The sequence below is a fragment of the Legionella adelaidensis genome, assembly GCF_900637865.1.
In the GTDB taxonomy this organism is placed as follows: domain Bacteria; phylum Pseudomonadota; class Gammaproteobacteria; order Legionellales; family Legionellaceae; genus Legionella_A; species Legionella_A adelaidensis.
In genome coordinates, this window is the sequence record NZ_LR134424.1 from 29,555 (window position 1) to 41,972 (window position 12,418).

The window sequence follows — 12,418 nt, forward strand, 5'->3', positions numbered from 1 at the left end:
TGTCGCTAAATGAATGTGGGCTTGCGCCAACTTACATTTGCATTGGTAATAAATGAATGGCTGCGTTGGCTAAACGCTCACCAAATCGTTTGGCTAATGTTATTTCATCTTTACTTATGGGAAGATCATTATTGATACCCGAAACATGAGAAATACCATACGGGGTGCCTCCAGTTTGAGTAGTGTTCAATTCATTCTCTGTATAAGGCAATCCTACTAAAACCATTCCATGATGCAAAAGTGGCAACATCATACTAATAAGTGTAGTCTCTTGACCACCATGTAAAGAAGCAGAAGAAGTAAAAACCCCGGCAGGCTTATTTACTAAATGTCCTGACAGCCACACCGAAGAAGTCGTATCTAAAAAATACTTTAGCGGAGAAGCCATATTACCGAACCGGGTGGGGCTGCCCAAAGCAAGTGCGGCGCAGTTTTTTAAATCCTCCAACGTTGCAAAAGGCGCCCCGGAATCGGGTATACTGTTTTCTGTGGCTTCGCAAGTAGGAGACACTGTAGGAACTGTACGTACGCGTGCTTCAATACCACTTACTGCATTCACCCCTCGCGCAATATATTGAGCAAGATTAGCAATAGAACCGGTACGAGAGTAATATAAAACTAATACATAAGGTTTTGGCACAAGTACTCCTAAGAATGAAGAAAATATCAAATGTTTGCAGTAAAGTTTAAAAAAATTATATGCAAGATATTCCAAAGTATTGTTTCGCTCGGTCACTTTTTGTGCTCGGAAAAACAAAGTTCCTAACAGAACAGGTTGGATATATTCCGTTTTTCCATGAGATACAAAAATCGAATCGTGCAACCTGGCATTTTAAAGTATCTTGCGTATAGTAAAGTTAAACTCAGGGAAAAACCATGTTCATAAAACAAAAATTAACCACGAAATACCAAGAGTGTGTACGCTTTATCTGCTTTGTTATTGACCATTTTATTGAGGACGATTGTACTTATAGAGCTTCAGCTCTCGCGTTTACAACCTTGTTGGCTATTGTTCCGCTCATGTCCGTGGGATTGGCCATTTTGTCTTCTTTCCCTGTTTTTCATGATTTGATAGGCCCTGTACAAGATTTTATCTTTGCTAATTTTATTCCTGCCAGTGGCAAGATAGTGCAAAACTATCTACAGTCTTTTTCAACCCAAGTCTCTAAATTATCCGCATTGGGAATAATATTTTTATTCATTACCGCATTATTGGTAATGTATACCATTGAGCGCTCCATGAATAAAATCTGGCGAGTGAGCAATCCCCGCAAAGGCGTTTCTGCCTTCTTATTGTATTGGGCTATCCTTTCACTTGCGCCATTTTTTTTAGGTTTAAGTCTTGCTGCCAGTTCCTATGTATTTTCCATTCCTTTCATAAAAGGCGTAGATACACCTCTTTTATTAAGCTATATACCCATCCTTTTGTCATTTGTAGGATTTACTTTTCTTTATGTAATTGTTCCTAACTGCCGTGTTCATTTAATTCACGGTCTATATGGCGCGTTAGTAGCAACGATTTTATTTGAGGGGGCAAAGCAAGCCTTTGTTTATTATTTAAGTCGTTATAACACCTATCAATTACTTTACGGAGCTTTTGCAACAATCCCCATCTTTTTCATTTGGGTTTACTGGGTATGGCTAATTACGCTTTTAGGCGCAGAAATTAGTTATGCATTGTCTGTACACCACCAGCGGCGCGAGGGTGTCAAAATTGATGGGCTTTCTCATACCCTCTTATGGCTGCATAAGGTGTGGGAAGCTCATTTACAAGGAAAAAGTGTCACCTTAGAGGAATTAATTAATGTAAGTAGTCTTCCTTTTGCTATTGATATTGGCGAAATGCTAAACGAACTATTTGATTTAGGTTTAATAAAAGCAACGGATACCGGAAAATACATCTTGAGTAGAGATTTAAATACACTCACTTTATATGAATTAATGCAATTATTACCTTATCGGTTACCCACCAATAAAGAATTAAAAGCGAGCGGGCCAACAACTACCCATCCTTGGGTAGTTCACATAAAAAAAGCTGAGCATTGCCTAGAGAAAACATTAAATGTGAGCCTTGACGAACTATTTCGCGCGAATTAAAGGATATAACGCGCTAAATCTTCATCCTCAACCAGTTTACCTAGATGTTTGTTAACATAATTGCTATTGACTAAAACCGATTCTCCAGATTTATCGGTTGCTTCAAAAGATACTGTTTCTAATAAGCGCTCCATCACAGTATATAGCCTTCTTGCACCAATGTTTTCTGTACGTTCATTAACCTGCCATGCTACTTCAGCGATTCTTCGGATGCCTGACTCATCAAAGTTCAAGTGCAACCCTTCGGTGGCTAATAGAGCAGTGTACTGCTCCGTCAAAGAGGCATTGGGTTCGGTTAAAATACGTACGAAATCCTCCACTGTTAATGCAGAAAGCTCAACACGAATAGGTAAACGCCCTTGAAGTTCTGCAATTAAATCAGAGGGCTTAGCCATATGGAAAGCACCGGAGGCAATAAACAAAATATGATCGGATTTAATCATGCCATATTTTGTTGAAACAGTAGTACCTTCTACCAGGGGAAGAAGATCGCGTTGTACCCCCTCACGGGAAACATCGGCCCCATGCTCTGCCCTTTTGCAAATTTTGTCTATTTCATCAATGAAGACAATGCCATTTTGCTCTACGCTTTCAATTGCCCGCAGTTTAATGTCTTCTTCATTAATGAGCTTTGAAGCCTCTTCCTCGGCCAAAATTTTCATTGCTTTGCGAATAGGCATCTTTCTGGTTTTGGTGCGACCGGATCCTACCTGTTGGAACATAGCCTGCAGCTGGTTTGTCATTTCTTCCATCCCGGGAGGAGCCATAATTTCAACACCGACAGGACTACTTGCTACTTCGATTTCGATTTCATTGTCATCAAGAATCCCTTCGCGCAATTGTTTACGAAATGTTTGACGCGTTGAGGAATCTTTTTCAGAAGGGGTAAGCGAACCCCTAGCGGGCGGCAACAAAACATCCAATATTCTTTCCTCAGCTGCATCGGAAGCTTGTCGCTGCACTTTTCGCATAGCTAACTCACGCTCTTCTTTTACTGCAGTATCAGCTAAATCACGAATGATTGAATCAACGTCGCGCCCAACATAGCCGACTTCGGTAAATTTTGTCGCTTCCACCTTAATAAAAGGAGCTTCTGCTAACCGGGCCAACCTACGGGCAATCTCAGTCTTCCCGACTCCCGTGGGTCCAATCATCAGAATATTTTTGGGCATTATTTCCCTTCTAAGCGCATCGTCATGAATTTGTAAGCGGCGCCAACGGTTACGCAATGCGATTGCCACGGCTCGTTTTGCTTGATCTTGACCGATAATGAAACGGTCAAGTTCTTCAACAATTTCACGCGGCGTCATTACGGTTTTGATATTAGAATCTGTCATTCAATTACTCACTATCTAATTCTTCAATGGTTAAATTATTGTTGGTATAGATACAAATGTTGCCAGCAATGGTTAAAGATTTTTTTACAATTTCCAGTGCACTTAGCTTTGTATTTTCCATCAAAGCCCGGGCAGCTGCCTGTGCGAAAGGCCCTCCGGAACCTATTGCCATTAAGCTATCTTCGGGTTCGATAACATCCCCATTCCCGGTAATAATAAGCGAAGAATGTTTATCGGCCACGGTTAAAAGTGCTTCCAAGCGCCTTAATACTTTATCAGTACGCCAATCTTTTGCCATTTCTACAGCAGCACGGACTAAATGTCCTTGGTGTAATTCCAGTTTACTTTCGAAGCGTTCAAAAAGTGTAAACGCATCTGCGGTACCACCCGCAAATCCGGCAATAACTTTATCTTTATATAATCGACGTACTTTACGGGCGTTTCCTTTCATCACCGTACTGCCCATGGTAACTTGCCCATCTCCGCCAATAACAACTTTATTTCCTCTTCTTACTGAAAGAATGGTTGTTCCTCTAAATTGCTCCAAAACTGTTCCTTAAAAGAATCGAAAGATTTTTATGTGGGGATGGTTAAGAAAAAATCAATGGTAGAAGAGGAAAAAAACCGAATTTAAAAAAAACGCGTGAGTATGTGCGCGCACTCACGCTACATTTTTATAGAAAAGATACTCCACGCATTAAAGGATCTATCCCTAAATGTTGCGCGAGGGTTTGTCCAATATCCGTAAAACTATCCCTCCTGCCAATAAATTTTGATTTTAACAAAGGGCCAAAAACTAATACCGGGATATGTTCACGCGTATGATCAGAACCTGGAAAAGTAGGATCGCATCCGTGATCAGCAGCAATTACTACGATATCATCAGGTTGTAATATTGCTTCTAATTCGGGGAGGCGTTGATCAAACTCCTCAAGCGCATTTGCATAACCAACTAAATCTCTGCGATGACCATAAGAAGAATCAAAATCAACAAAATTTGTAAAGATTAAACTACCTCCCGGAGCATTTTTCATAGTAGCTATTGTTTTATCAAACAATGACATATTGCCATCTGCCTTTATAGTTTGGGTTACGCCTTGATGGGCATAAATGTCAGCTACTTTGCCTATTGCAATTACTTCTCTACCTGCTTCTTTTAATTTATCCAATAAAGTGGCTTCTGGCGGAGGGATAGCATAATCTCTTCGATTTCCGGTGCGCTTAAAAGACCCGGGTTTACCAACGAAAGGCCTGGCAATCACTCTGCCAATTTGATATGGGTCCACCAGGGTTCTGGCAATTTCAGAAATTTGATATAAACGCTCTAGTCCAAAAGCGTCTTCATGCGCGGCAATTTGAAACACGCTATCCGCTGAGGTATAAACGATAGGCTTACCGGTTTTTATATGTTCTTCACCCAGCTCTTCAATTATAGTGGTACCCGAGGCATGTTTTTCACCCAATACTCCCGGTAAATTTGCCTTTTTTACAAAGTCGGTAATTAATTCGGGAGGAAAACAAGGGATGGTATGAGGAAAATATCCCCATTCAAACATGATAGGAACGCCAGCAATTTCCCAATGACCACTCGGGGTATCTTTTCCTAAACTCTGCTCTACAGCATACCCAAAAAAAGATTGGGGTTTTTCTAAAGTACCCAAGTCAATAAACTTTAAGCCAGAGCTTGCCACAGCCGCGTGAAATAAACCCAACCTGGCTAAATTAGGCAGCAGTAACTCGCCTTCACGTATACCTTCTTTATTAGCATTTCCTTCTAAAGCGGCTTGATAGATATGAACGAAAGTATTAGCCCCTTCATCCCCATATTTTTTGGCGTCAAGACTTTCACCAATACCAAACGAATCCATTAGCAAAATACATGCTCGTGCTGCGGTCATTAATTAATCCTGGGTGGGTAAACAGTAAGTTTCTTTTAGTTTAAAGATAGCGAACAAAGCTATCACTAAACCAAGGGGGATTATAATAGCAGCGGTTTGGTAATCATTTAAAGAGTATACGGGAACTCCATGAATCATTTTCATTTCACCATGCCACATTAGAAGGGCACTGAATAAATTTTGATAAACAATGTAACCCCCTTGGGTAAGAATAGAAACCACACTTACTGCGGTGGCTGTCATGATAGGTGAGCTACTTTCGGCAACCAAAGCATAACTAATTACTTGTGAAGCAGTAAAAAATCCTAAGAAAAAGAAAAGCGTGGTCATTGCATTTAAAGACAGCGGTAGGTATAGAATGGCTAATATAGTGAGTAAGGAGGCCAATGCCCCTACCTTCATAGGCATCACTCGACGCCCTAATTTGTCAGAAAACCAACCAATAACCGGCCCACCGATAATGGCCCCTAAAAATAACATAGAATTAACTATAGCCCCTTCTTCTTTACTAACATCTAACCGTTGTACAAGATATAAAGAGCCCATCATTGCCCCAAAAACCGCAACTGACATATTGACCAGACTGGTAAACAAGGCGGCGCGTACTATCTGGAGATTTAAAAAAGCTTTTTTAGCCGTATCCAAAAGACCTAAATGTTTAATTTCCGTATTTTTATTTTGTGAAGGGTTATCTTTAATAAAATAAATCATTGCAAATAGAATCGCCATACCAAGCCATCCCACAACTATAAGAGCATGACGCCAACCAACCAGGTTTACTAAACGGGTTAAGGGATATTGCGCAATCATTCCGCCGGTCATAGCAATGGTAACAATGACACCGGCAACTAAAGCCATGCGTTGCGGTGGAAACCAGCGAGAGGCTATACGAATGGGACCAAGGAAACAGAAAGCACTACCAATTCCCGTAATAAAACGACAAAGTAAAGCAAGATAAAATGACTGTGCATGGGCCAGCAGAAAAGTACTCAGCACACATAATAACATTGCGAATAGTATTATGCGCTTGGGAGAAAATTTATCGAGCAAAAATCCAGCAATAAAGAGGAAAATGACATTAGACAAATAATATATACTGGATAGATAAGTCATTCTCCCCGCTTCAATATGAAAGTCTTCCATAATATTGTCTGCGATGGACGCAAACATATTACCTTGAATAAATTCATAAAAGAAAAAGAGAGAAGCCGCAATACATACCATCCAGGGCATAAATGACTTCATCAAATCGAACCTTCTATACTCTTCAACCATCGGTTGCATAAAAGCTCCTTATTTAACCCTTCCTTTGTCCCTAAAGGAAGTATTAATGTAACCGTTTACAGGAAGTTTCTCTAGTAAAAAATAATGCTAATAATGCAATAACACCAGCGATTGGGAAAATCCACATGGCGAATTCAAAATCGCCCACTTGGTAATTGGTACTTTGGGCATGATAATTCATTAATTGACCAAATAAAACCTGTCCTACTCCACCGCCACCCATAATAATAACTGAAGCCATTCCTGTTGCCGAACCTGTATTACTGCTACTGTTACTTTCCGCAATAAGTGGGTAAGTTATTACCTGCGTACTGGTAAAAAATCCAAGCGCAAAGAATAAAATGCTCAATGTAAATTCGGAAAGAGTAATTCCTATAAAAAACGGCAGCATGGTTAATAAAGTAGCTATACCACCTAAAAACATTATCGGTTTACGCTTACCCCAACTATCTGATAGCCAACCTGCCAAAGGACAACCAATGATGCTACCTATAAAAATTAAACTGACTACATTGCTAGCCGACAGGGAAGAAAGGTGGTGAACTGTTTCTAAATAAGTTGCCCCCCATAATGCACAAAGCACCATTATGGGTAAGTTTAAACAAGATGTATAAAGCCCCCCTAACCAATTTTGTGCATTCCTAAATGCGCGAAAAAAATTGGGAGGTTCCGTAGGGTTTCTTGTAGCCAAGAATTTCCCTCGCGGCGAATCTTTTACAATTAGTAAAATCCATAAAAAAAATAAAACGCCTACTCCACCATCAATCAATAGGGACTTACGCCATCCGTATGTTGCATTTAAATAGGCTAAGGGGGTATGAGCCATCATTCCCCCAATAAATGCCATTGTTACCAAACAACCAATCACCAACGCTTGACGCCGTGGCGGGAACCATCTTGAAACTAATACTACGCATGATAAAAAGCAGAACGCATTACCAATGCCAGATAAAAAATGGAAAAGCGAGGCGATAAAAAAGGAATTAGTAAGTCCGAACCCAACGGTACCGACTATACATATAAAAAGGGCCGTTAATATTACCATTCGTGTGGAAAAACGGTCTAAAATAATGCCTGCAGGTAATAAAAAGAGGATATCTGCCCATAAATAAGTACTGGACATCCAACTAATTTGCGCTGCGTCAATTTGGAATTCTTGACGCAATGGAGTATTAATTACATCAAACAAATTGAGTTGAAAGAATTCGTAAAAAAAGAAAAGACCGGCCGAAAGACAAACCAGCCATGCCATTCGATCACTTCGCCAAGATGAAGTTTCCGAACCTTCTACAACCATTTCAGTCAAGAGATCCCCCTCAGGGTAAAATGTGCGCCAGATTATAACAAAAAACAGGCCACAATGGTATCTTTATTGAACAAATCCTGCCGCGGTGGACTTGGAAGACCGAATCGCTTATTACGCCCCCCACGCACACTAACCCAACCTTTTTCAAGCAAAGTGTAATTAAGGTCATAATATCTTGAGTGAAACCTTGGTTACGCCAGGTAACCAGGATCAGGTTCATCCTCGCTTTTTTTGTGTTTATATTAATAATTTTGCTATAGTCTTTAAAGTTTATTCAGTAATTTTTTCAGGGAGTGGAAATGGCAGCAAACATAAGGAAAGAAGGTAAAGAACTACTTAGAGAACCATTACTGAATAAAGGCACGGCCTTTTCTGTTAAAGAACGCGATATTTTCAAATTACATGGATTACTACCTTCTAAAGTTGAAACGTTAGAAGAACAACTTTTACGGTGTCGCGGCAGCTTTGATGCCAAAGAAGCTCCGCTAGAGCAGCATATTTACCTACGCGCACTGCAAGATAGAAACGAAGTACTCTTTTATCGTTTTATTCTTGATAATCTCGAAGAAATGATGCCTATTATCTATACCCCGGTAGTCGGTGAGGCCTGTCAGTTTTTTCACCATATTTATCGTCAACCACGTGGATTATTTATCTCCTATCATGAAGCGGAAAAAATGGACGATATTTTTGCAAGCATTGCAGCTACCCAAGAGGTTAAAGTTATTGTAGTTACCGATGGCGAACGGATTTTAGGTTTAGGGGATCAAGGAGTGGGGGGGCTTGGGATTCCTATCGGTAAATTATCTTTATATACTGCTTGCGGTGGTGTTGACCCAGCTAATACATTACCGATTGTCCTCGATGTAGGAACAAACAATCAAGAAAGATTAGATGATCCGGAGTATTTCGGTTGGCGCCATACTCGTCTTACTGGGGAAGAATATAATCGCTTTGTGGATCAATTTGTTCAAAGTGTAAAAAAACATTTTCCCAATGTATTGCTACAGTTTGAAGATTTCGCCCAACAGCATGCTTATCCTTTGCTAAACCGTTACCAAGATCAACTATGCACGTTTAATGATGACATCCAGGGAACTGCCGCCGTAACTGTTGCCGCTATCCTTGCTGCTGCCAGTACGAGCGGAATCCCCTTGAAAGATCATCGAGTGGCCGTATTAGGAGCAGGCTCTGCAGGATCGGGAATTAGCGAGCAATTAGTGCAGGCGATGGTACAACAAGGTGTAAATGAAAAAGAAGCGCGCTCTCATTTCTTTTTAGTAGATAGAATGGGATTAATTCATGATGGCCAGGCTGATTTATTACCGTTTCAGCAACCTTTTGCTCAATCTCGTGAAGCTATTAGCCAATGGAAATTAAAAAATCCGGCTCAAATCAATTTAATCGATGTAGTCGAGAATGCAAAGCCTACGATATTGCTAGGAGTATCGGGACAGCCTAATCAATTCACAAAAGAAATGATTGAGAAAATGTCAGAATATTGTGTCAGACCAATTATTTTCCCCCTATCGAACCCGACCTCAAGAGCAGAAGCCAACCCTAATGATTTGCTACATTGGTCGAATGGAAAAGCTCTCGTAGCTACAGGAAGCCCCTTTGATGCCGTTCAGATAAATGGCCGCGATATCCCTATTGCCCAATGCAATAATTCCTATATCTTTCCTGGGGTAGGGTTGGCAGTGATAGCGGGTAAAATAAAAAGAGTCACGAATAAAATGATGATGGCAGCAGCTATAGCTTTAAGCGAGTTGGCCCCTGCAACGAAAACTGGAGAAGGACGCCTGCTTCCGGAACTTAAAACAATCAGAGAAGTAAGTTTACATATTGCTAAAAAAGTAGTTACTGAAGCGATTAAAGAAGGACATTCCGAACTATCTGAAAAAGATATTGAACAAGCGGTAAAAGCAAACATGTGGAGCCCCACCTACCAAAATCTCGCTTAAAGGAAGGATTAGTTATGAAAGAATCACCTTCATTAACTCCTTCCCAATATGAGTTAATGTATAAACAGTCTATAGAGGAGCCAGAAACATTTTGGGGCGAGCAAGCGGATAAATATATTTCCTGGTTTAAACCTTGGGAAAAAACCTTGAGTGGTAACTTTCAAACCTTAGCGATTGAGTGGTTTCAAAAAGGCCAGCTCAATGCGAGCTATAATTGCTTAGACCGTCATTTAGCAACAAAAGGCGATAAAATAGCGATTATTTGGGAAGGAAACGACCCTGGCGAATCAAAAAAAATTAGCTATGCAGAGTTACATCATGTCGTATGTAAATTTGCAAACGTCTTAAAAAAACAGGGCATTAAAAAAGGAGATAGAGTTTGTATATATTTGCCGATGATTCCCGAAGCGTTAATAGCAATGTTAGCCTGTGCACGCATTGGGGCCATACATTCGGTGGTATTTGCAGGATTTTCTGCGGAAGCTTTAAAAACGCGAATTTTAGATGCTGAATGCAATTTGGTAATCACTGCGGACGAAAGTTTACGCGGTGATAAAATCATTCCCTTGAAACAAAATGTAGACCAAGCGGTATTAGCTTGTCCTTCCGTTAAAAGGGTAGTCGTTGTGAAAAGAACAGCTAACCAAATCTCTTGGGATAATAAGCGTGACTGCTGGTATGAAGATGAAATGGATAAAGTGGATGCAAATTGTCCGGCAGAAAGCGTGGATGCCAACCATCCTTTATTTATCTTGTACACATCTGGTTCCACGGGCAAACCTAAAGGAATCCTACATGGTACAGGAGGCTACTTAGTATATGCCGCAATGACCCATCATTATATTTTTAATTATAAAGAGGATGATGTGTATTGGTGTACAGCTGATGTAGGTTGGATTACGGGACATTCCTATTTACTGTATGGTCCATTAGTTAATGGTGCAACCACGCTTGTTTTTGAAGGTGTCCCTCACTATCCGACTTTTTCACGCTTTTGGGAAGTCATTGATAAACATCAAGTAACAATTTTTTACACGGCGCCTACTGCTATACGGGCCCTTCGAAAAGAAGGAGACGAGTGGGTTAAAAAAACCAGCCGTAAAACATTAAGAGTTTTAGGAAGTGTCGGTGAACCCATTAATCCTGATGTGTGGGAGTGGTATTTTAGAGTAGTGGGAGCAGAAAAATGTGCAGTAGTAGATACCTGGTGGCAAACAGAGACAGGAGGCATCCTCTTAAGTGCCATTCCCGGGGCAACCCCACAGGTAGCAGGGTCAGTCACGGGTCCTTTTTTTGGTATCCAGCCGGAAATTATTGATGAAAAAAAGCAACCGACTGCAGGGGAAAAGCGGGGCCAACTTATTATTAAAAAACCATGGCCTGGCCTCATGCAAACAGTATATAAAGATAAAGAACGATTTATAGAAACTTATTTTAAGGAATCTCCTGGGTCTTATTTTACTGGAGATGGAGCTTATCGCGATAAAAACGGTCATTTTTGGATAACCGGAAGAAATGATGATGTGATCAAAGTTTCAGGGCATCGCATTGGTACTGAAGAAATTGAAAATGCTCTTTTAACCCATCCGCAAGTAGCCGAAGCTGCTGTTGTCGGAATTCCCAACGAAATAACTGGTGAAGGTATTTATGCCTTTGTAACCACTAAAGCAAATGTAAAACCGAATGATGCTTTAGAAGGGGAATTAAACCAAGCCGTTCGCAAAGAAATTGGCCCAATAGCCAATCTAGAGGGCGTTCAATGGACCCCTGCTTTGCCCAAAACACGCTCAGGAAAAATAATGCGGCGAATTTTACGCAAAATTGCCTCGAAAAACTTTGATGATCTAGGTGATATTTCTACCCTCGCAGATCCCGGTGTTATAGACTCCATTATTGAAGGAGTCCGCTCATAAACCTAAGCTGGTAATCGGGCTCCTTTTCAAAACCAACCTTTCTTTGAGGAAAAAATGAATCATAAGGTGTATGTTAATCGTATTTTAAATTTGAAAAAGATTAAGTTTATCGGCCTTGATATGGACCATACGCTCATCCGCTATAAAACTAAAAATTTTGAATCGCTAGTCTATAAGCTGGTTATTGATCATTTAATTAAATCTAAACGCTACCCGGAAATCATAAGAACTTTACGCTTTCAATTTGATGATGCAATCCGTGGCTTGGTTGTAGATAGTAAGAATGGCAATATTTTGAAACTGAGCCGCTATGGAGCCATAAGACTTAGCTATCATGGGACAAAGCCTATTTTATTTGCTGAGCAAAAACAGTTTTACCGAACTATTTATGTGGATTTAAGCGATCATAATTATATGGCAATAGACACTTCTTTCTCTATTGCTTTTTGTGTTTTATACGGTCAATTAGTGGATTTAAAGGATCAATATCCCAATGATTTTCCCAGTTATAACGTTCTCGCATTAGACGTTTTATCTAGCGTAGACAGAGTGCATGCCGATGGCAGCTTAAAAAAAGTTATCGCCGAAAATTTAGAAAAGTATGTTATCAGGGACCGTA

9 protein-coding genes and 1 pseudogene are annotated in these 12,418 nt (G+C 40.3%); 4 read left to right on the plus strand and 6 right to left on the minus strand.

The window, feature by feature from the left end; translation table 11 throughout:
- Positions 1 to 31: 31 nt before the first annotated feature.
- Positions 32 to 640, minus strand: coding sequence for an NAD(P)H:quinone oxidoreductase (gene wrbA / locus EL206_RS05645; protein WP_058462258.1), 609 nt, complete (start codon positions 638 to 640; stop codon positions 32 to 34).
- Positions 641 to 876: 236 nt separating this feature from the next.
- Here wrbA and EL206_RS05650 point away from each other — a divergent pair, with 236 nt between their 5' ends.
- On the plus strand, positions 877 to 2,097 hold the full coding sequence (locus EL206_RS05650) for a YihY family inner membrane protein (RefSeq protein WP_058462259.1): 1,221 nt from the start codon (positions 877 to 879) through the stop codon (positions 2,095 to 2,097).
- On the opposite strand, the gene hslU is transcribed toward EL206_RS05650, so the two are convergent.
- The 5 genes from hslU to EL206_RS05675 all read right to left on the minus strand — a co-directional run bounded on the left by hslU (position 2,094) and on the right by EL206_RS05675 (position 7,913).
- A complete protein-coding gene (gene hslU / locus EL206_RS05655; protein WP_232048527.1) occupies positions 2,094 to 3,434 on the minus strand; it encodes an ATP-dependent protease ATPase subunit HslU in 1,341 nt (446 codons plus the stop codon). The two genes, EL206_RS05650 and hslU, sit on opposite strands and share 4 nt — an antisense overlap.
- 4 nt (positions 3,435 to 3,438) lie before the next feature.
- A complete protein-coding gene (gene hslV, locus EL206_RS05660) occupies positions 3,439 to 3,981 on the minus strand; it encodes an ATP-dependent protease subunit HslV (protein ID WP_058462260.1) in 543 nt (180 codons plus the stop codon).
- A gap of 127 nt (positions 3,982 to 4,108) precedes the next feature.
- Positions 4,109 to 5,332: a phosphopentomutase gene (locus EL206_RS05665; protein ID WP_058462261.1), complete on the minus strand. Its 1,224-nt coding sequence runs from the start codon at positions 5,330 to 5,332 to the stop codon at positions 4,109 to 4,111.
- Between the two features lie 3 nt (positions 5,333 to 5,335).
- Positions 5,336 to 6,616 (minus strand): MFS transporter, encoded by a 1,281-nt coding sequence (locus EL206_RS05670; protein ID WP_084758840.1) that lies wholly within the window; start codon positions 6,614 to 6,616, stop codon positions 5,336 to 5,338.
- A 43-nt stretch (positions 6,617 to 6,659) separates the two neighbouring features.
- Positions 6,660 to 7,913: an MFS transporter gene (locus EL206_RS05675; RefSeq protein ID WP_232048528.1), complete on the minus strand. Its 1,254-nt coding sequence runs from the start codon at positions 7,911 to 7,913 to the stop codon at positions 6,660 to 6,662.
- 308 nt (positions 7,914 to 8,221) lie between these two features.
- Between EL206_RS05675 and EL206_RS05680 the strand changes: the two genes are divergently transcribed.
- From EL206_RS05680 to EL206_RS05485, 3 genes and pseudogenes are all read left to right on the plus strand, one after another.
- Positions 8,222 to 9,886, plus strand: coding sequence for an NAD-dependent malic enzyme (locus EL206_RS05680; protein ID WP_058462263.1), 1,665 nt, complete (start codon positions 8,222 to 8,224; stop codon positions 9,884 to 9,886).
- A 14-nt stretch (positions 9,887 to 9,900) separates the two neighbouring features.
- Complete coding sequence (gene acs / locus EL206_RS05685) at positions 9,901 to 11,799, plus strand: acetate--CoA ligase (RefSeq protein WP_058462264.1); 1,899 nt, start codon at positions 9,901 to 9,903, stop codon at positions 11,797 to 11,799.
- A gap of 54 nt (positions 11,800 to 11,853) precedes the next feature.
- Positions 11,854 to 12,417, plus strand: a pseudogene (locus tag EL206_RS05485) (5'-nucleotidase domain-containing protein); the annotation flags it as partial.
- Position 12,418: the final 1 nt, after the last annotated feature.

Coding starts and splice junctions, on each gene's coding strand:
- EL206_RS05650 (WP_058462259.1), top strand. CDS start 877: ATGTTCATAAAACAAAAATTAACCACGAAATACCAAGAGTGTGTACGC.
- hslU (WP_232048527.1), bottom strand. CDS start 3,434: ATGACAGATTCTAATATCAAAACCGTAATGACGCCGCGTGAAATTGTT.
- EL206_RS05665 (WP_058462261.1), bottom strand. CDS start 5,332: ATGACCGCAGCACGAGCATGTATTTTGCTAATGGATTCGTTTGGTATT.
- EL206_RS05670 (WP_084758840.1), bottom strand. CDS start 6,616: ATGCAACCGATGGTTGAAGAGTATAGAAGGTTCGATTTGATGAAGTCA.
- EL206_RS05675 (WP_232048528.1), bottom strand. CDS start 7,913: ATGGTTGTAGAAGGTTCGGAAACTTCATCTTGGCGAAGTGATCGAATG.
- EL206_RS05680 (WP_058462263.1), top strand. CDS start 8,222: ATGGCAGCAAACATAAGGAAAGAAGGTAAAGAACTACTTAGAGAACCA.
- acs (WP_058462264.1), top strand. CDS start 9,901: ATGAAAGAATCACCTTCATTAACTCCTTCCCAATATGAGTTAATGTAT.